This window comes from Burkholderia sp. MR1-5-21 (assembly GCF_053427715.1).
This window is the reverse complement of sequence record NZ_JBSAXD010000001.1, coordinates 461,378-480,507: the sequence shown is the minus strand read 5'-3', so window position 1 is coordinate 480,507 and position 19,130 is coordinate 461,378. Positions and strand designations below refer to the sequence as shown.

Here is a 19,130-nt window from a genome sequence, read left to right as displayed (position 1 = left end):
TTCGGTTCCGTTGTCGGAGTTATCGGGCCGTCGCGACCTCGGACGTCGCGGGGCCGGCCGCCGTGCCGACGTCCCAGCCGCCGCCGAGCGCCTTCGCGAGGAACACGACGAGCGCCGCGCGCTGGCCCTGGATCTGCACGGCCTGGCGTTCGCTCGTCAGCTGCTGCTGCTCGGCGGTCAGCACGTCGATGAACGGCGTCAGACCGCCGGCGTAGCGGTCCTGCGCGAGCGCGACCAGCTTGCGCGCGTCGTCGACCGCGGCGGCGGCTTGCCGCGCGGCCTCGTCGAGCACCGACAGGCCCGTGACCGCATTCTGCACCTCCTGGAACGCGGTGAGCACGGTCTGCCGGTAGTTCGCCTGTGCGGCGACGTAGCCCGCCTGCGCGAAATCGACGCCGGCTTTCAGCCGGCCGCCTTCGAACAGCGGCTGGCTCACGGAAGCGCCGACTGACCACAGCAGCGCCGGTACCGTGAAGAGCCCCGAGAAGCGCGTCGCATCCCAGCCGATGTCGGGCGACAGCGTGATGCGCGGGAAATACGCGGCGCGCGCGACGCCGATCTGGGCGTTCGCGGCGGCCATCGCGCGCTCGGCCGACGCGACGTCGGGACGGCGCTGCAGCACGTCGCTCGGCACGCCGGTCGGCAGCGGCGGCGCGTTGATCGGCACGACGCGCGGCGGCAGCGAGAACGATGGCGCGGGCGTGCCGACGAGCGTCGCGAGCGCGGTTTCGACCTGCGCGCGCTGCTGGATCAGCAGTTGCGCCTGCGTGCGCGTCGCGTCGAGCTGCGCGCGCTGCTGCAGCAGGTCGAGCCCCGACACCGCGCCGAGGTCGTGGCGCGCCGACACATAGTCGAGCGCCTTCTGCTGGAGGTCGATCGACCGGTTGACGACGTCGATCTCGGTGTCGAGCTCGCGCAGCGACAGGTAGCTCGACGCGAGATCCGCGGTCAGCACGAGGCGCGCGTTCGCGAAATCGTCGCGCGCCTGCTCGGTGCTCGCGTGCGCCGATTCGACGCTGCGCCGCACGCGGCCGAACAGGTCGAGTTCGTAGCTGACGCTCGCGCCCACCTGGATGTCGTTCTGCACGGTCGACGCGCTCGCTGTCGCGTAGTTCGTCTGCGGCCGGTCCGCGGAGATCTTGAAGCGCTGGCCGCTCGCGTTCAGGTTGACGGCCGGATACTGCGCGGACGCGACGGACGCCAGCGTCGCCTTCGCCTGGTCGTAGCGTGCGGCGACAACCTTGAGGCTCTGGTTGTTGCGCAAGGCCTCGGTCTCGAGCGCGTCGAGCTGCGGATCGCCGAACGCGGTCCACCACGCGGGATCGAGCGGTGCATGCGCGGGCGCGGCCGGCTGCCAGTACGCATCGGCCGGATCGACGTGCCACGCGGCGGGCGTGTCGACGTCGGGCCGCCGGTAGTCGGGGCCGACGGTGCAGCCGGTCAGCGAGGCGAGGGTGGCGAGCGCGGCGGCCAGCGCGGCCGGCCGCAGCGCGAAGCGGGTGCGCGTCACGTCTTTGCCCCCGCGGCGGCGGACGCCGGCTTCGGCGCCGCGTTCGTCACAGCGACCGGATCGCCGTTCGCGACCGAATCGCTCGGGTTCACGACGAGGCGGTCGTCCGGCGTGACGGGGCCGTCGATCTCGAGCGTCTGACCGACCGTGCGCACGACCGTCACCGGCTTCAGGCGAATCTGCCCGTTCGCGTCGACGGTCGCGACCGTCGGGCCTTCCGCGCGGAACAGCAGCGTGTTGGCCGGCACCGACAGGCGGCCGACCGGCGTCATCGGCAGCGTCGCCTGCACATAGGCGCCCGGCAGCAGCCGGCCGTCGGGGTTCGGCAGCGTGATCTCGATCTGCAGCGAACGGGTGGCGACGTCGATGGCTTCGGCCGTGCGCGTGATCGTCCCGTCGAATGTCTGGCCCGGCAGCTCGGCCTGCGCGACGCTCACGTGCTGGCCGGTCTTGACCTGCTGCGCATAGGCCTGCGGCACCTGCACGTAGAGGCGCAGCCGGTCGGCCTGCACGACGGTGAACAGCGACCGGCCGCCGTTGCCGGAGTTGACGAGATCGCCGACGTCGACGTTGCGCTGCGTGACGATCCCGTCGATCGGCGCGACGATCCGCTGGAAGCCCTTCAGCTCGGTCAGCCGGCGCACGTTCGCGTCGGCTGCCGCGAGGTTCGCGGCGCCCTGGTTGTACGCACCTTGCCGGTCATCGAGTTCCTGCTGCGAGACGGCGTCGCGCTGGCGCAGCTGCTGCGCGCGGTCGAACGACGTCTTCGCGAGCGCGAGCGCCGCCTGCGCCTGCTGGCGCTGCGCGCTCGCCTGCGCGAGCTCCTGGTTCAGCTCCGGCGTGTCGAGCTCGGCGAGCAGCTGGCCCTGCTTCACGTGCGCGCCGATGTCGGCCTGCCAGCGCAGCACATAGCCGCTCGCACGCGCGTAGATCGGCGCCTCGACGAAGCCGCGCAGCGTGCCGGGCAGCGTCAGGTGGCCGCCGTGCGCGGCATCGGCCGGGTGTACGACGCTCACGTACTGACGCGCGTTCTGCTCGGTGATCGCGTCGAGCCGGTTGCGGTTCACGACGTTCGTGACGACGGTGCGCGCAGCGCCTGCCGCCAGCAGCACGCCGACCACGATCAGCACGATCCGCGCACGGCGCCAGACGCCCGCCCGCGCGGGCAGGTCGAGCCCGTGTTCGTCTACCTGGATGCCGACGGAGCTGTGATGTTTCTCTTCCATGAATTCAACCGGTCAGATCAATAGGCTTGGCAGGTCAGTGTCCGGCGGCCTTGCGCGCGCGCCGCCGCGCGAGCCGCGCATGGACGCCCGCGAACACGAGCGGGACGAACAGCAGCGTCGATACCGTCGCGAACAGCAGCCCGCCGATCACCGCGCGGCCGAGCGGCGCGTTCTGCTCGGCGCCTTCGCCGAGCCCGAGCGCCATCGGCACCATGCCGATGATCATCGCGAGCGCGGTCATCAGCACCGGGCGGATCCGGGTCGCGCCGGCCTCGAGCGCGGCAGTGAGCGGCGGCGCGCCGGCCGCGAGGCGCTGGCGCGCGAACGACACGACGAGAATGCTGTTCGCGGTCGCGACGCCGACCGTCATGATCGCGCCCGTCAGCGCGGGCACGCTCAGGTGCGTGCCGGTGATGAACAGCATCCACGCGATGCCGGCGAGCGCGGCGGGCATTGCGCTGATGATGATCAGCGGGTCGAGCCACGACTGGAAATTCACGACGATCAGCAGGTACACGAGCACGATCGCCATCGCGACGCCCGCACCGAGCCCGATGTACGACGTGCGCATCGTCTCGATCTGGCCGCGCATCGTCAGCGCGGTGCCGCGCGGCAGCGTCGCGCGCGCGTCGGACACGATCTTGCCGATCTCGTCCGCGACCGAGCCGAGGTCGCGGCCCTCGACGCTCACGTACAGGTCGATCGCCGGGCGGATGTTGTAGTGCGTGAACACGGCCGGCTCGCTCACGGTGCGCATCTGCACGAGGTTGCCGAGCAGTTGCAGCGGCTCGCCGGTGCGGCCCGCGGACACGGGCGTGCCGAGCAGGTCGCCGACCGAGCCGATGTCGTATTGCGGGGACTGGATCGCGAGCGGGTACTGCACGCCCGTCTTCGGGTTCACCCAGAACGACGGCGTCGTCTGCGCGCTGCCGGACAGCGAGATCAGCATGTTCTGCGCGACATTCTGCGCGGAGAGGTTGAGCTGCTGCATGCGCGTGCGGTCCATGTCGGCTACGAGAGTCGGCTGGTCGTTGCGCTGCAGCACGTGCGCGTCGACCGCGCCGGGGATTTGCCTGACTTTTTTCATCAGGCGGCTCGCGATTGCCATGTTACTCGCGAGATCGTTGCCGAGCACCTGCACGTCGATCGCGGCCGGCTGACCGAAGTTGAGGATCTGCGTGATGATGTCCGACGGCTGGAAGAAGAATTCGGCGCCGGGGAAGCGTTCCGGCAAGCGCGCGCGCAGCGCCTCGACGTAACGCTGCGTCGGTGCGTGGCCGGGCTTCAGCGCGATCAGGATCTCGCCGTCGAGCGAGCCGATCGTGCCCGCGTTGCTGTACGACAGGTTGATGCCGCTGATCGGCTGCCCGAGGTTGTCGACGATCGCGCCGAGCTCGTCCGGCGGCACGATCTCGCGCACGACGCGTTCGACCTCGTCGGCGAGGCGCGCGGTCTCCTCGATCCGGTAGCCGGTCGGCGCGCGCATGTGCAGCCGGATGTTGCCGGAATCGGCATTCGGGAAGAAGTCGCGGCCGAGCGCGAACACGAGCCCCGTCGACAGCACGCAGAAGCCGAGAAAGCACATCGCGTAGAAGCGGCGGCGCACCAGCAGCATGCTGAGCAGCACGATGTACGACGCGCGCAGCCGCTCGAACGCGTGGTTGAAACGGTGATGCACGCGCGCGAAGCGCGACGTCGAATGATCGGGCCCGACAGTTGCCTGCTGCGGGCGGAACAGCAACATCGCCATCGTCGGCACGAGCGTGCGCGACAGCACGTACGACGCGAGCATCGCGAACACGACGGCCTCGGCGAGCGGCACGAACAGGAAGCGCGCGACGCCCGTCAGGAAGAACATCGGCACGAACACGATGCAGATGCACAGCGTCGACACGAACGCCGGCACCGCGATCTCGCCCGCGCCTTCGAGGATCGCGTCGTGCAGCCCGGTGCCGAGATGCAGGTGGCGCTCGATGTTCTCGATCGTCACGGTCGCGTCGTCCACCAGGATGCCGACCGCGAGCGCGAGCCCGCCGAGGGTCATGATGTTGATCGTCTCGCCGAGCGCCGACAGCGCGATCAGCGACGTGAAGATCGACAGCGGGATCGAGATCGCGATGATCAGCGTGCTGCGCCAGTTGCCGAGGAACAGCAGGATCATCAGCGCGGTCAGCACGGCGGCGATCAGCGCCTCGTGGATCACGCCCTGCACGGCGGCGTTGACGAACACCGACTGGTCGAACAGCGGCGTGACCGTGAGGCCTTCCGGCAGCGTCGGGATCACCTTCGGCAACAGTGTCTTCAGGTCGGACACGACCTTCAGCGTCGACGCGTCGCCGCTCTTCAGGATCGACACCAGCACCCCGCGCTGGCCGTTCTGCCGCACGATGTTGGTCTGCGGCGAGAAGCCGTCGCGCACGGCCGCGACCTCGCCGAGATAGGTGGTCGCGCCGTTCACGGTCTGCAGCGGCAGGCGGCTGATGTCGGCGATGGTGTCGGCAGACGCGTTGGTGTCGATCCGGTATTCGGTCTGGCCCATCTTCGCGGTGCCGGTCGGCAGCACGAGGTTCTGTGCGTTGACCGCGTTGACGACGTCGGCGGGCGTGAGGCCCTTCGACATCAGCGCCTTCGAATCGATGTCGACCGCGACGACGCGCGTGCGGCCGCCGTACGGGAACGGCACCTGTGCGCCGGGAATCGTGATCAGCTGCGGGCGCAGGAAGTTCAGCGCGATGTCGGCGAGCGACTCCTCGCCGAGCGTCTTGCTCGACAGCCCGAGCTGGATCACCGGGATGCTCGACGCGGAATAGGTGATCACGAGCGGCGGCGTCGCGCCTTGCGGCATCTGCCGCACGATCGCCTGCGCGGACGACACGGTCTGCGCGATCGCGGTCTGCACGTTCGCGCCCGGCTGCAGGAACACCTTGACGACCGCGGTGCCGGGCAGCGTCGTCGACTCGATGTGCTGGATGTTGTTGACGGTCGTCGTCAGGATCCGCTCATGCACCGACGTGATGCGGTCCGTCATCTCCTTCGCCGACAGCCCGTTGTAATTCCAGATCACGCTGATCACCGGGATGTTGATCGACGGCAGCACGTCGACGGGCGTGCGCATCAGTGCGAGCGGGGTGGCCAGCACGATCATGATGGCCATCACGATGAACGTGTACGGGCGCCTGAGCGCGAGATTGACGATCCACATGGAAGCAGCGGGGAGGCGGCGGTCAGACGTTGGTAATGGGCACCCGAATGATAGGCGCGCGCGCCAAGCGGGTTACTGACACGAAACTGGCGGAATTGTCAGTTTCGTGCGCGCGGCCGCGAATGGGTCGGGATGGTCAGACCGTTCAGATCTGCTCCATCCCGACCCGCGCGAGTTCCGCCAGGTCGACGACCTCGATCTGGTTGTACGCGAGCCGCAGCACGCCGCGTTTTTCCAGCTGCTGCAGCGCCTGGTTGATCCGCTGGCGCGACACGCCGACCAGCATGCCGAGTTCTTCCTGCGAGATCGCGAGCGCCGGGCCCGTGTCCGGGTAGAGGCTCGGGTTGAACAGCTGCGCGAGCGACTGCGCGACGCGCGCGTCGACGTCGAGCAGCCGGCTGTTCTGGATCGACGCGATGAACTCGCCCATCCGGTTGTTCAGCTGATGGATCACGAAGCGGGTGAACGGCAGGCTGCTGTCGAGCAGCGCATGGAACGTGTCGGCCGGCACGAACAGCACCGTCGAGCGCTGGATCGCGACGACCTCGTACTTGCGCGGCTCGCGCTTGATCACGCTGCCTTCGCCGAACCAGCCGCCCGACGGCACCCCGGAGAACGTGCAGCCGCGCCCCGACGCGTTGAAGATCGCGAGCTTCAGCAGCCCGCGATGTACGCCGATCCAGTATTCGGACGGCGCGAGCCGCCGCGCGATCACGTCGCCCGCGTCGCGGCATTCGGCATGAGACTGGGCGAGCACGAGCGCCTGGTGTTCGGGGGCGAGCGCGCGGAACCACGCGCACTGGCCGAACAGCACGGGCAGCGGGGCGGGCTCGGCCGGCACGTCGGGCGCGGGTGCGTCGAGGGGAGCGAGAACGTCGTCGTGCATGGATCCGGGTTTGCGAGGATAGGGATAACACGCGGGGCGTGCGGAGGACTCTGTCGTTTCGATGACAGACGCCCCACAATATCGCCCGTTAGGCTATCTCGAATTGAACCATATCAAAACGATTCGAGGCGCATGCGCCTCGTGGGAGACAGGATCATGACGCAGATGTTCGAAGCCGGCCTCGCTCGCCGCGACGCCAATTACGTGCCGCTCACGCCGATCGACTTCCTGGTGCGCACGGCCGAGGTCTACGGCGAGCGCCTCGCGATCGTGCACGGCGACGTGCGGCGCACGTGGCGCGAAACCTACGCACGCGCGCGTCGCCTTGCGAGCGCGCTTGCGCAGGCCGGCGTCGGCCGCGGCGACACCGTCGCGGCCGTGCTGCCGAACATCCCGGCGATGGTCGAGGCGCACTTCGGCGTGCCGATGGCGGGCGCCGTGCTCAATACGATCAATACGCGACTCGACATCGCGTCGGTGCTGTTCATGCTGCGCCACGGCGAAGCGAAGGTGCTGATCGTCGATACCGAATACGCGGAGCTCGCGCAGCGCGCGGCGCTGGAAATCCCGGGGCTGAAGATCGTCAGCGTCGCCGACGCGATGCCGGCCGACCCCGCGCGCTTCGCGGGCGCGACCGACTACGAGGCGTTCGTCGCCGGCGGCGACCCCGGCTACGCGTGGACGCCGCCCGCCGACGAATGGGACGCGATCGCGCTGAACTACACGTCCGGCACGACCGGCGACCCGAAGGGCGTCGTCTATCACCACCGCGGCGCGTACCTGGCCGCGATCAGCAACATCCTCGAATGGGATATGCCGAAGCACGCGGTCTACCTGTGGACGCTGCCGATGTTCCACTGCAACGGCTGGTGTTTCCCGTGGGCCGTTGCGGCGCGTGCGGGCGTGAACATCTGCCTGCGCAAGTTCGACGCGAAGACGGTGTTCGACCTGATCCGCCGCGAGCGCATCACGCACTACTGCGGCGCGCCGATCGTGCAGAGCGCGATCGCGAACGCGCCGGCCGAGTGGCGCGAAGGGATCGACCATACGGTGCACGCGATGGTCGCGGGCGCGGCGCCGGCGCCGGCCGTGATCGCGAAGATGAAGGAGATCGGCTTCGACCTGCTGCACGTGTACGGGCTGACCGAGGTGTACGGCCCCGCGACGGTCTGCGCGAAGCAGGCGCACTGGGACGAGCTGCCCGACGACGAGCTCGCGCGGCTCAACGCGCGGCAGGGCGTGCGCTACCACCTGGAAGCGGGCGCGACGGTGCTCGACCCCGACACGATGGCGCCGGTGCCGGCCGACGGTGAAACGCTCGGCGAGATCATGTTCCGCGGCAACATCTGCATGAAGGGCTACCTGAAGAACCCGCACGCGACCGACGAGGCATTCCACGGCGGCTGGTTCCATACCGGCGATCTCGGCGTGCTGACGCCGGACGGGTACATCCGCATCAAGGATCGCCGCAAGGACATCATCATCTCGGGCGGCGAGAACATCTCGAGCATCGAGGTCGAGGACGCGCTGTACCGGCATCCGGCCGTCGCGGTCGCAGCCGTCGTCGCGATGCCGGACCCGAAGTGGGGCGAGGTGCCGTGCGCGTTCGTCGAGCTGCGCGACGGTGCGAGCGCCACCGAGGAGGAGATCATCGCGCACTGCCGCCAGCTTCTGGCGGGCTTCAAGGTGCCGAAGGTCGTGCGCTTCGGGGAGCTGCCGAAGACGTCGACCGGCAAGATCCAGAAATTCCAGCTCCGCAATGCGGTCGGCTCGGACAAGGCGATCGATCTGGCGGGCGACGCGAAGAAGGGGTGAGCAGGCGCGCGGCGTGCGACTTGCGCACGCCGCGTCAACGCGGGGCGAGCCAGGCGATCGCGAGACAGCGGCCCACCGTCGCGAGCGTGACGATCGCGACGGAGTTCGGCAGCGGTTCGCGCAGCACGCCGGCGATCACCGTCAGCGGCCGGGCAACACGCGGGCCGCGCGTTCGCACGTTCAATTCCAGCCGGCCATGATCGCGCCCATGCCGACGAGCAGGCCGCCCGTCACGCGGTTCATCGCGCGCATCCGCGCCGGCCGCTGCAACGCGCGGCTCAGCCGGTGCGAGAACAGCGCCATCGACGCGACGCCACCCGCGAACATCAGCGCGAACGTCGCCGCGAGCAACAGAAACTGAAGGTTCAGGCTCCATTCGGCGTTCGTGCTGATGAATTGCGGAAAGAACGACGGAAAGAACAGCAGCGTCTTCGGATTCAGGCCCGAGGTCGCGACGCCGCGCCAGAACAGTGCGCGTCCGGCGTCGGATGGCGGCTCGACGATTCCGGCCGATGCCGATGCCGATGCGGATGCGGCGGGCGCGTTGGCCGGCGCACGGTTGATCCATTGCTTGCACCCGAGCCAGACCAGATACGCGGCGCCCGTCCAGCGCAGCACGGTGAGCGCGCGCGCGTCGATATGCACGAGCGAGTTCAGGCATAGCGCGGTCAGCGCGAGTTGCAACAATACGGCGAGCGTGCCGCCCCATACGCAAGGCAGTGCGCGCCGCCAGCCGGTGCGCAGCGCCTGGTTCATCGTGAGGAGGTTGACGGGGCCGGGGGCGTAAACGAGAACGATGGAAGCAGCAAGGAACGACAGGTAAAGCCTGAACGACATGACAGGAAGTGCAAGAACGGGGAGACAGGCACCGGCGTCGTACGCGGCCGGATAGGCGCACGGGCGGCGGTGATCGAATGCCTGCGTGCCCGGCACCGCAACTCGTGATTGCGGCCATGCGTCCCGCTGCGAAGGGGTTGTCGCGGGGAGCGTGCCGGGCATCAGGCATGGAGAAAATGTATCAAGCCGGCAGGTTAAAAGGCTTCCTGTTTTCCAGCTGATTGGCGCGAAAACCGGAATCCTGTTCAGATAGAATTCGAGTTTTCAGTAGAAGATTCTTCCTGTCATGGCTACACGCGAACGCTCACCGAAAACGCTCGACAATCAGGACCGCAAGATCCTCGGCGCACTGCAGAAAAACGCGCGCCTTTCGAACGCCGAACTCGCCGAACAGATCGGGATGTCGACGACCTCGTGCTGGAATCGCACGCGGCAACTCGAACTCGACGGCTACATCGACGGCTATGTCGCGCTCGTCAACCAGCGCATGCTCGGTTACGCGGACATCGTGATCCTCGAAGTGACGCTCGATCGTCACGAGGACGACGCGCTGGCCCGCTTCGGCGCGGAACTCGCGGCGCTGCCCGAGGTGCTCGAGGCCTATCTGGTGTCGGGTGACTACGACTACTGGATCAAGGTCGCCGTGGATGGCACGGCCGGATACGAGCGGTTCCTGCGCGAGAAGCTGTACAAGATTTCGAGCATCCGCCACAGCCGCTCGATGTTCGCGCTGCGCTGCATGAAGGACGTGCCGTCGATTCAGGTGTGAGTGTGCGGGGGGCGGTTGGCCGGCCTTCGGTGAAGGATCGACCCGCAGGGCTGCGCGATCGCGCGGTGGAGGGGCGGTGAGCGCCTGTATCGGAAGCGTGGTCAGCCCGTTTCCGGGCTCACGGTGCAGCTGTCCTGTACCGGACGGCGTGCGCGTTCAGCGCGCACAGCCACAAGCAAAGGCCGGCGATCGTACGCCGGCCGGCGTCCGGTCGTTCCGTTCAGCGCGGGAGGCGCGCGTGCGCTTCAGCGATGATCGCGCAGTTTTCGAGGTGGATTGCCCATGCTTCTGCAAGCAGCGAGCCAACACGCTCGAGCCAGCCAGCGGATTGGTTGGAACGGTCGGAGACATTAGACGTTTGCATGACGGAGCCCCATTAAGGTGGCGAGTTAGGGATAACCCTAATCATAAGGGAATCCCGCCGCGTTGTGAAATGTGATTTTGTAATATGGGAATTACAACCTCATTTTGTTGCCGCGGCGCAACATGACGTGTGCCGTCTCCGCCCGCGGCACGCTGCTGCTTCCTTGCCTTGCGGTGCTTGATCCGGCTCGGCTCGGCTCGGCGCAGGCGCGTGTGCTACCCGTGGCGTCCGGATTCAATTTCGATATGGCGTGTGAGACGTGCGCGCGCCGAGACAGCGACGGAGCGCAGTCTCGGCGGGAGAAGCACGATCGGGCGGGACTGGGCGGGGATGAAGGCGGATATTCCGGTCGCGGCGATTACCCGCCGATCCACCCGAACCGCCATGACAGCCGCCGCGTGGCGGCCAGCAGCGCCTGCGCGAGATCGCTGTCGCGGCCACGCGGGAAGCCGCGCGACGAACCGATGATCGCGATCACCAGCCGGATGCTGCCGGTGTGGTCGAAGACGGGCGCGGCGACCGTCGCGATGCCGGGCACCGGCGCGTCGAACGCGTAGTCGAGGCCTTCCGCGCGGATCTGCGCGAGCTGCGTGCGGAACGCGTCGTCGATGCGGACGGCGCCTTCGGCGGCCGGGCGGCTCGCAAGACGCACGGGCTCGTCCGCGAGCAGGTCGGCCAGCACGTCGTCCGGCACGCACGCGGCGAACGTGCGGCCGATCGCGGTGTGGACGAGCGACATCACGGTGCCGACCTGCAGGCTCACGTGCTGCGGCCGCGCCGATTCCTCGAAGCGGATCACGGTCGGTCCGAGCGGCCCGAGCGTCGCCGCCGCGATGCTCATGTCGGTCGCTTCGGCGAGCGCGACAATCTCGGCTTCCGCGTCGCGGGTCGGCGACACGCGCTGCATCGCGACCAGGCCGAGCGCCTGGCTGAGCGGCCCGGCGTCGAAGCAGCCGGCGTCGTCGCGGCTCAGCAACCCGATCTTGATCAGGCTCACCAGATGCGGAAACGCCTTCGCGGCGGGCATGTCCGCCGCCGCCGCGAGATCGCGCAGCGGCAGCGCGCGACCCGCCGACACGAGCGCGAGCAGCAGGTCGCCCGTGCTGTCGAGCGCGTTGATGCCGCGCTGCACTTTTGTGTCGTCGGCGAGGGCGGGCGGCATGCACGGCACCAACGGGGCGGCCGCGCCCGGCGCCGCGTCGTCCGGCGCGCCGAGCGATGCGGTCGCCTGTTGCGCGGCATCCCGCAGCGCGGCCGCGACCGGGCCGTCCCACGCGACATCGATGGAGCCGGTCGAACCGATCACCGTCAGCGCGAGCTGCAGCCGCCCGTCGGCATCGAGCACCGGCACGCTCAGGCTGCTGACGCCGGGGCTCGGCAGGTCGACGCCGCGCTCGATGCCGCGCCGGCGGATCTCGTCGAGACGCGCCTCGCGCTCCCGTGCGGTGTCCGTCGACGGGCCGCTGTCGGCGCCCGCGAGCGTGCGGCCGGCGCCGGCCTGGCTGGCGGCCATCGCCGCAAGCAGCGCCGGTTCGGCGAATGCGGAGAACACGCGGCCGGTCGCGGTCGTCTCGAGCGACATCACCGAGCCGACGTGCAGGTTCATATGCAGCGGATAGCCACCATGCTCGAGGCGGACGATCGTCGGCCCGAGCGCGCCCGGCACGCTGAGCGCGACGGTGAAGCCGACCGCGTCGGCAAGCCGCGCCGCATGCGGGACGGCCGCGCGGTAGGCCGGCTGCCGCTCGATCGACATCAGCCCGAGCCGCAGCGACAGCGGCCCCGGCTCGTAATTGCCGGTGATCGCGTCGCGCTTCACGAGCGCGAGGCGCGTCAGGCTCACCAGATACGTATGCGCCTGCGCAGTCGACAGCGCCGCGGCCGCCGCGAGCTCGGACAGCCCGAGCGGCTTGCGCTGCCGCGCGAGCGCGTCGAGCAGCCGGCCGCCCACCTCGACACTCTGGATGCCGCGCTGCGCCTTCTGCGGCGCGTCGTCCGCGCGATCTTCGTCGTTCTGCACTGCGTCCACCTGAAATCGGAATACCCGAATGGTATCCGACGCCATTTATCGCGCCGGCCCGCACGTTTACCCGTATTAGACAATAGCAAGTAAACTTGTCATTGACAAATATTGTGGGCGGGACGATGATCCGGTCATCCCCCTCAACACATGGCTCGCAGCCACGGAACGCAACATGGCCAAAGCATTCGCCTCTCAAGCCGATCTGGAAGAGAAGAAGATCAGCTGGACCCGGCTCTCCGAGAACGCCTACGCATACACCGCCGAAGGCGACCCGAACTCGGGCGTGATCATCGGCGACGACAGCGTGCTGATCGTCGACACGACCGCGACGCCCGCGATGGCGCAGGACCTGATCGCGAAGATCCGCAGCGTGACCGACAAGCCGATCAAGCACGTCGTGCTGTCGCACTACCACGCGGTGCGCGTGCTCGGCGCGTCCGCGTATTTCGCCGAAGGCGCGCAGCAGGTGATCGCGAGCCGCGGCACCTGGGAGATGATCGTCGAGCGCGGCGAGGCCGACATGAAGTCGGAGATCGAACGCTTCCCGCGCCTGTTCGCGGGCGTCGAGACGGTGCCGGGGCTGACCTGGCCGACGCTCGTGTTCGAGCGCGAGATCACGCTGTTCCTCGGCAAGCTCGAAGTGAAGATCATGCATGTCGGCTCGGGCCACACGAAGGGCGACACGATCGTGTGGCTGCCGTCGCAGAAGGTGCTGTTCTCGGGCGACCTCGTCGAATACGACGCCGCGTGCTATTGCGGCGATGCGCAGCTCGAACAGTGGCCGGCGACGCTCGAGGCGCTGCGCGCGCTCGGCGCCGAGAAGCTCGTGCCCGGCCGCGGCCCGGCGCTGCTGAACCCGGCCGACGTGAACAAGGGCCTCGACTACACGAAGGACTTCGTCACGACGCTGCTCGCGCAGGGCCGCAAGGCCGTCGAGCAGAAGCTCGACCTGAAGGCCGCGATGGCGCTGACGCGCGAGGCGATGGATCCGAAGTTCGGCCATGTGTTCATCTACGAACACTGCCTGCCGTTCGACGTGTCGCGCGCGTTCGACGAAGCGAGCGGCATCACGCATCCGCGCATCTGGACCGCGCAGCGCGACAAGGACATGTGGGCCGCGCTGCAGGAGTGAGCGGCACGTGACGGCGGGGCGTCCGGGCGGACGTCCCGTTTTTTTTCCGTGACGGCGGCCGGTAGCGGCGACGCGTCGCGGTTTTCGATCTCACAAGAAAGCAGGGCGCATGCACGCCCTCGGAGACTGCTGCGCGCTCGATTCGCGCAGCCCGTTTGGAGAGAGACATGCCCCAATCCGTTCCTGCCGAAGCGGCGGTCGCGTCCGCGTCCGCGCCGGCTTCCGACGACCAGCTGATGTTCCGCAAGATCGCGTGGCGGATCATCCCGTTCCTGTTCCTTTGCTACGTCGTGTCGTTCCTCGACCGCATCAACATCGGCTTCGCGCAGTTGCAGATGAAGCACGACCTCGGCTTCAGCGATGCGATGTACGGCCTCGGCGCGGCCGTGTTCTACGTCGGCTACGTGCTCTGCGAGGTGCCCAGCAACATGCTGCTCGCGCGCTTTGGTGCGCGCCGCACGTTCACGCGGATCATGCTGCTGTGGGGCATCGCGTCGGTGGGGATGATGTTCGTGTCGAAGCCGTCGCATTTCTATGTATTGCGCTTCATGCTCGGCGTGTTCGAGGCAGGTTTCTTTCCCGGCATCGTGCTGTACCTGACCTACTGGTTCCCGGCGAACCGGCGCGCGGCGGTGATCTCGGTGTTCTTCGCGGGCGTCGCGGTCGCGGGCGTGCTCGGCGGCCTGATGTCGGGCTGGATCATGCGCGACATGAGCGGCGTGCTCGGCCTGTACGGCTGGCAATGGATGTTCGCGATCGAAGGCGCGCCGGCGATCGTGCTTGCGTTCGTCGCGTTCGCATACCTCGTCGACCGGCCGCAGGATGCCGCGTGGCTCACGCCGGCCGAACAGGCACGCGTCGCGTCGCTGTGCGCGCAAGGGCAGGGCCGCGACGACGCGCACGGCGCTCACGGTACGCACAGCCTCGCAGCCGCGCTGATGAATCCGCGTGTCTACCTGTTCGCGTTCATCTACTTCTCGCTGACCTGCGCGTCGCTGACGCTGAACTTCTGGATGCCGCTGATGATCCGCGATTTCGGCGTGACCGACGTCGTCGCCGTGAGCCTCTACACGGTCGTGCCGAACGCGGTCGGCGCGGTCGGCCTGATGCTGATCGCGCGCCGGTCGGACCGCACCGGCGAGCGCCGCAAGCACTTCGCGTGCTGCACGATCGGCGGCGGGCTCGCGCTCGCCGCGCTGACGCTGCATCTGCACAGCTTCGCGGCGATGCTCGCGTGCCTGTCGGTCGCGGCGACGCTGATCTTCGCCGCGCTGCCGATCTTCTGGGCCGTGCCGACTCACTACCTGTCGGGCAAGGCCGCGGCGGCGGGGATCGCGCTGATCAGCAGCATCGGCATCACGAGCGGCATCGTCAGCCCGTGGGTGATCGGCCTGATCCGCACCCGCACCGGCAGCATGGATCTCGCCGTGTATCTGCTGGCCGCGCTGCTGGTCGCGAGCGGCGCCGCGCTGATGCTCGGCGTGAAGGGCGAGCCCTTGCGGCAGGGCAGGCAGACCCGGCAGGCCTGAGCGGACGGTCGCACCGCGCCGGAATCCGGCAGCGTCGCTGCCGTACAAAACCCATCCAGGAGACAACCGATGTCTGCTCCCCTTCAAGCGGAAGCGGCGCGCGGCGCCGCTTCCGAAGCCGGCGCGCCGGACGCCGACGCGCTGTACCGCCGCATCGGCGCGCGGATCGTGCCGTTCCTGTTCGTCTGCTACATCGTGTCGATCCTCGACCGCAGCAACATCGGCTTCGCGCAACTGCAGATGCGGCAGGATCTCGGCCTGTCCGATGCGATGTACAGCCTCGGCGCCGTGCTGTTCTTCGTCGGCTACGTGTTGTTCGAAGTGCCGAGCAATGCGCTGCTGCGCCGCTTCGGTGCGCGCCGCACGTTCGCGCGGATCATGCTGCTGTGGGGCGCGGTGTCGGTCGCGATGATCACCGTCGACAGCGCACGGCATTTCTACGTGCTGCGTTTCCTGCTCGGCGTGTTCGAGGCCGGCTTCTTCCCGGGCCTCGTGTTCTACCTGACCTACTGGTATCCGGCGCGGCGGCGCGCGTCGGTGCTGTCGATCTTCTATGCGGGTGTCGCGGTCGCGGGCATGATCGGCGGGCTGCTGTCCGGCTGGATCATGCGCGGGATGTCGGGCGTGCTCGGGCTGCACGGCTGGCAATGGATGTTCGCGATCGAAGGCGCTCCGGCCATCCTGCTCGGCGTGATCGCGTGGTTCTGGCTGTGCGACCGGCCCGAGCAGGCCGCATGGCTGACGCCGGACGACAAGCGGCGGCTGGCCGACGACCTCGCGGCCGACCGCGCGCACGCGAGCGCGCAGCTGCGTGCACATTCGGCGGCGTCGCTGCGGCAGGTGCTCGCCGAGCCGCGCACGTACCTGTTCGCGTTCATCTACTTCTCGCTGACGACCGCGCTGCTGATGCTGCTGTTCTGGATGCCGTTGATGATCCGCGAGTTCGGCATCCATGACGTCGTGCAGATCAGCCTGCTGTCGATCGTGCCGAACGCGATCGGCGCGGCGGGACTGATCGCGATCGCGCGGCGCTCGGACCGGCGGCAGGAACGCCGTTGGCATTTCGCCGCGTGCGCATTCGGCGGCGCGGCGGCGCTCGCGCTGCTGACGCTGCATCTGCCGAGCCTCGTCGCGATGATGGCGCTGCTGTCGCTGGCCGCGATGCTGATCTTTGCCGCGCATCCGGTGTTCTGGGCGATGCCGTCCGCGTATTTCTCGGGCGCGGGCGCGGCGGGCGGGATTGCGCTGATCAGCAGCATCGGCGTGTCGAGCGGGATGATCACGCCGTGGATCGTCGGCGTGATCCGCACGCGGACCGGCAGCATGGATCCGGCGATGCTGATGATTGCCGGGTTGCTCGCGGCGTGCGCGGTGGCGATGCTGACGGGGATCCGGCCCGTCGCGCAGCAGGAGGGAGGGCGCTGAAAGCGCGCAGGGACGATCGTCGGAGGCGGAGCAGCCTTGCCGAAAACCGGCGGCGCGTCGATGAAACGATGACGAAAGGATGACAGCGCAGCTACAGCGAGGACCTCCTGTCCGGCATCGACAATCTCGAATGCGGCGTCGATCGTTTCCTGTTGCGTCGGCTGGTCCGTTAAGCGATCATTTCCGCGTTGCACGCGCAATACCAATACAAATTCCGGGGGCTGCAATCATGAAATGGTATCTGAAGGTACTGAAAAACTACGCCGTGTTCAGCGGGCGTGCTCGCCGCAAGGAATACTGGATGTTCTTTCTGGTGAACATCATCGTTGCGTTCGTGATCGGCGCGATCTTTGGCGTGATTGCCGCGCTGGTCGGCGACAGGTCACTCGCCAACTGGGCGCAGCTCTATAGTCTCGCCGTCCTGATTCCGGGCATCTCGGTCGCCGTCCGCCGCATTCACGATTCCGACCACAGCGGCTGGTGGGTGCTCTTTCCGATCGTCAATCTGGTGTTCCTCTGCATCGGCGGCACACCGGGCCGGAATCGTTTCGGCGACGATCCCAAAGCGGAAATCGCCGTCGGCGGCGCATGAGCGGTCCGAGCCGGCGAACGCGATAGGCGGGGGCGGCCGGTTCCGGTAACGCCCACGCCATCGTTCGCCATATGGCGAGCCTCAGCGCTCGTCCGCGAACTTGTCGCCAAACATCGGATGGCCGCCGGCGGATTCACGAATGCATGACCGCGCGCAGCGAATGCGCTGCGCGTGCAGCCGTCAGGCAACGGGAATCGGGTTGTCGGCGATCAACTGGTTGAACTGGTCGACAAACGCATGCTCGTTCGGCCCGGCGTTGTCGCGCAGCGGCTTGGCCGCATCGACGACAACCTCGGTCGTCGCGGTTTCCAGCAGCTTCATCGTCTCGGCGATGAACGCGTCGAGCGGCATTGCGCGCGGGTCGCCGCTCTTGTGAACGAGATCCGTGTCGACCCAGGGCGGTGCGATCTCGAGCACGCGCACGCTAGTGTCGCGCAGCATGAACCGTTGCGACAGCGTGTACGAATGGATCGCGGCCTTGGTGGCCGAGTACAGCGCGGTTGCTGCGAGCGGCACATAGGCGAGCACCGAACTGTTGTTGATGATGGTCGACTCGGGCTGCCGCTTCAGATGCTCGACGAACGCGGCGCTCACGCGTACCGGGCCGAGCAGGTTCGTGTCGACGAGACGCACGGCCTGCGCGTCGTCGAGCGGGCCGCCAGCATCGTCGAACGGCATGATGCCCGCGTTGTTGATCACGACGTTCAACGCCGGGTAGCGTTCGATCAGTTGCGCGGCGACTTCGCGAATCTGCGCCGCATCACCGATATCGAGTTCGACGGTGTCGATGCAGGGATGCTGTTCCGCGATTTCATCGAGCAGCGCCTTGCGGCGCCCCGCGACGATGACCTTGTTGCCACGCTGGTGAAAGGCTTCCGCCAGCGCGCGGCCGATGCCCGACGTGCCGCCGGTAATGAATACGGTATTTCCGCTGAGTTTCATGATAAGGATTCCTTGTTGGATGGGTCGGGTTCAGGTTCGATAGCCTGGCCTTATCGCGCCGTCGCGTAGCGCGGTGCAGGCGCATCGCTCGACAGGTGCGGGGCCATCGTGCGCCGCGCAGCTTCATACGCGTCCCACTCTTCGCCGGCATGCAGCGACGGAATCGTCACGAGCTCGTGACGGTCGAAGCCCGTCAACGCCGCGTCGACCATGTCGGCCGCCGACATGACGATTTCACTCGGCAGGTGCTCGAGCGGCAGTCCGCCGGTCTGCCAGAAATCGGTCGCGGTTGCGCCGGGCAGCACGGCTTGCACCTGCACACCCTTGTCGGCGAGCTCGTGGTGCAGCGACTGGCTGAACGCGAGCACGAAAGCCTTGCTGCCGCCGTAGACGCCGTTGAGCGTTTCCGGTGAGATCGCGACGATCGACGAGATGTTGATGACGGCGCCGTTGCCGCGCGCGACGAAGCCCGGGACGGCCGCATACGTGAGGCGGGTGAGCGCGGTGACGTTCAGGTCGATCAGGCGCGTCATCGCATCGACGTCGCTGTCGAGCAGCGGCGTATGCGTGCCGACGCCCGCGTTGTTGACCAGCAGCGTGATGCTGGCGTCCTGTTTCAGCTTCGCTTCGACGCCGGCAAGGGCCGCGCGGTCGTTGAGATCCGCGTCGATGATTTCGACGCTGCGGTGCGTGTCGTTCGTGATGCGGTCGGCGAGGGCGATCAGCCGGTCGCGATTCCGCGCGACCAGGATCAGGTCGTAGCCGCGGCGTGCGAGCCGCTCGGCGTAGACTGCGCCGATGCCCGACGACGCGCCGGTAATAAGGGCCGTACCTTGATGTGTCGTTGCCATGATGTCACTCCGGTTAGAGAAGCGTCG

The 19,130-nt window shown here is 68.0% G+C and carries 14 protein-coding genes and 1 pseudogene; 6 read left to right on the top strand and 9 right to left on the bottom strand.

Annotated features, from left to right (window positions below; all coding sequences use genetic code 11):
* Window positions 1–19: 19 nt before the first annotated feature.
* The 4 genes from ACV229_RS02050 to ACV229_RS02035 form a co-directional block, all read right to left on the bottom strand.
* Window positions 20–1,510, bottom strand: a complete 1,491-nt coding sequence (locus ACV229_RS02050) for an efflux transporter outer membrane subunit (RefSeq protein ID WP_448081447.1) — start codon at window positions 1,508–1,510, stop codon at window positions 20–22.
* On the bottom strand, window positions 1,507–2,736 hold the full coding sequence (locus ACV229_RS02045; protein WP_448081446.1) for an efflux RND transporter periplasmic adaptor subunit: 1,230 nt from the start codon (window positions 2,734–2,736) through the stop codon (window positions 1,507–1,509). The genes ACV229_RS02050 and ACV229_RS02045 overlap by 4 nt, the downstream gene beginning before the upstream one ends.
* 34 nt (window positions 2,737–2,770) lie before the next feature.
* Complete coding sequence (locus ACV229_RS02040) at window positions 2,771–5,938, bottom strand: efflux RND transporter permease subunit (RefSeq protein ID WP_448081445.1); 3,168 nt, start codon at window positions 5,936–5,938, stop codon at window positions 2,771–2,773.
* A gap of 145 nt (window positions 5,939–6,083) precedes the next feature.
* Entirely contained in the window at window positions 6,084–6,824 is a 741-nt protein-coding gene (locus ACV229_RS02035) for a Crp/Fnr family transcriptional regulator (RefSeq protein WP_448081444.1), read from the bottom strand.
* A 156-nt stretch (window positions 6,825–6,980) separates the two neighbouring features.
* Here ACV229_RS02035 and ACV229_RS02030 point away from each other — a divergent pair, with 156 nt between their 5' ends.
* Window positions 6,981–8,639 carry an acyl-CoA synthetase gene (locus ACV229_RS02030; RefSeq protein ID WP_448081443.1) on the top strand — a complete coding sequence of 553 codons (1,659 nt, stop codon included), beginning with the start codon at window positions 6,981–6,983 and terminating at the stop codon, window positions 8,637–8,639.
* Between the two features lie 34 nt (window positions 8,640–8,673).
* Here ACV229_RS02030 and ACV229_RS02025 read toward each other — a convergent pair.
* A pseudogene (locus tag ACV229_RS02025) lies at window positions 8,674–8,793 on the bottom strand (DedA family protein); the annotation flags it as partial.
* Window positions 8,794–8,819: 26 nt separating this feature from the next.
* Entirely contained in the window at window positions 8,820–9,476 is a 657-nt protein-coding gene (locus ACV229_RS02020; RefSeq protein ID WP_448081442.1) for a LysE family translocator, read from the bottom strand.
* Window positions 9,477–9,762: 286 nt separating this feature from the next.
* Between ACV229_RS02020 and ACV229_RS02015 the strand changes: the two genes are divergently transcribed.
* On the top strand, window positions 9,763–10,245 hold the full coding sequence (locus tag ACV229_RS02015; RefSeq protein WP_448081441.1) for an Lrp/AsnC family transcriptional regulator: 483 nt from the start codon (window positions 9,763–9,765) through the stop codon (window positions 10,243–10,245).
* A gap of 722 nt (window positions 10,246–10,967) precedes the next feature.
* Here the strand turns inward: ACV229_RS02015 and ACV229_RS02010 are convergent.
* Complete coding sequence (locus tag ACV229_RS02010) at window positions 10,968–12,629, bottom strand: IclR family transcriptional regulator (protein ID WP_448081440.1); 1,662 nt, start codon at window positions 12,627–12,629, stop codon at window positions 10,968–10,970.
* 175 nt (window positions 12,630–12,804) lie between these two features.
* On the opposite strand from ACV229_RS02010, the gene ACV229_RS02005 reads away from it, so the two are divergent.
* From ACV229_RS02005 to ACV229_RS01990, 4 genes are all read left to right on the top strand, one after another.
* Window positions 12,805–13,764, top strand: a complete 960-nt coding sequence (locus ACV229_RS02005; protein ID WP_448081439.1) for an MBL fold metallo-hydrolase — start codon at window positions 12,805–12,807, stop codon at window positions 13,762–13,764.
* A 167-nt stretch (window positions 13,765–13,931) separates the two neighbouring features.
* Complete coding sequence (locus tag ACV229_RS02000) at window positions 13,932–15,293, top strand: MFS transporter (protein WP_448081438.1); 1,362 nt, start codon at window positions 13,932–13,934, stop codon at window positions 15,291–15,293.
* A 69-nt stretch (window positions 15,294–15,362) separates the two neighbouring features.
* Window positions 15,363–16,718, top strand: a complete 1,356-nt coding sequence (locus ACV229_RS01995) for an MFS transporter (RefSeq protein ID WP_448081437.1) — start codon at window positions 15,363–15,365, stop codon at window positions 16,716–16,718.
* A 229-nt stretch (window positions 16,719–16,947) separates the two neighbouring features.
* Window positions 16,948–17,310 (top strand): DUF805 domain-containing protein, encoded by a 363-nt coding sequence (locus tag ACV229_RS01990; protein WP_448081436.1) that lies wholly within the window; start codon window positions 16,948–16,950, stop codon window positions 17,308–17,310.
* Window positions 17,311–17,490: 180 nt separating this feature from the next.
* On the opposite strand, the gene ACV229_RS01985 is transcribed toward ACV229_RS01990, so the two are convergent.
* Together ACV229_RS01985 and ACV229_RS01980 are read right to left on the bottom strand one after the other, a co-directional pair.
* A complete protein-coding gene (locus tag ACV229_RS01985; protein ID WP_448081435.1) occupies window positions 17,491–18,252 on the bottom strand; it encodes an SDR family oxidoreductase in 762 nt (253 codons plus the stop codon).
* Between the two features lie 50 nt (window positions 18,253–18,302).
* Window positions 18,303–19,103, bottom strand: a complete 801-nt coding sequence (locus ACV229_RS01980) for an SDR family NAD(P)-dependent oxidoreductase (RefSeq protein ID WP_448081434.1) — start codon at window positions 19,101–19,103, stop codon at window positions 18,303–18,305.
* Window positions 19,104–19,130: the final 27 nt, after the last annotated feature.

Bases quoted from the DNA above. Each gene is read 5' to 3' on its own strand.
- ACV229_RS02015 (WP_448081441.1), top strand. From the start codon at position 9,763: ATGGCTACACGCGAACGCTCACCGAAAACGCTCGACAATCAGGACCGC.
- ACV229_RS02040 (WP_448081445.1), bottom strand. From the start codon at position 5,938: ATGTGGATCGTCAATCTCGCGCTCAGGCGCCCGTACACGTTCATCGTG.
- ACV229_RS02045 (WP_448081446.1), bottom strand. From the start codon at position 2,736: ATGGAAGAGAAACATCACAGCTCCGTCGGCATCCAGGTAGACGAACAC.
- ACV229_RS02020 (WP_448081442.1), bottom strand. From the start codon at position 9,476: ATGTCGTTCAGGCTTTACCTGTCGTTCCTTGCTGCTTCCATCGTTCTC.
- ACV229_RS02030 (WP_448081443.1), top strand. From the start codon at position 6,981: ATGACGCAGATGTTCGAAGCCGGCCTCGCTCGCCGCGACGCCAATTAC.
- ACV229_RS01995 (WP_448081437.1), top strand. From the start codon at position 15,363: ATGTCTGCTCCCCTTCAAGCGGAAGCGGCGCGCGGCGCCGCTTCCGAA.
- ACV229_RS01980 (WP_448081434.1), bottom strand. From the start codon at position 19,103: ATGGCAACGACACATCAAGGTACGGCCCTTATTACCGGCGCGTCGTCG.
- ACV229_RS01985 (WP_448081435.1), bottom strand. From the start codon at position 18,252: ATGAAACTCAGCGGAAATACCGTATTCATTACCGGCGGCACGTCGGGC.
- ACV229_RS02035 (WP_448081444.1), bottom strand. From the start codon at position 6,824: ATGCACGACGACGTTCTCGCTCCCCTCGACGCACCCGCGCCCGACGTG.
- ACV229_RS02000 (WP_448081438.1), top strand. From the start codon at position 13,932: ATGCCCCAATCCGTTCCTGCCGAAGCGGCGGTCGCGTCCGCGTCCGCG.
- ACV229_RS01990 (WP_448081436.1), top strand. From the start codon at position 16,948: ATGAAATGGTATCTGAAGGTACTGAAAAACTACGCCGTGTTCAGCGGG.
- ACV229_RS02005 (WP_448081439.1), top strand. From the start codon at position 12,805: ATGGCCAAAGCATTCGCCTCTCAAGCCGATCTGGAAGAGAAGAAGATC.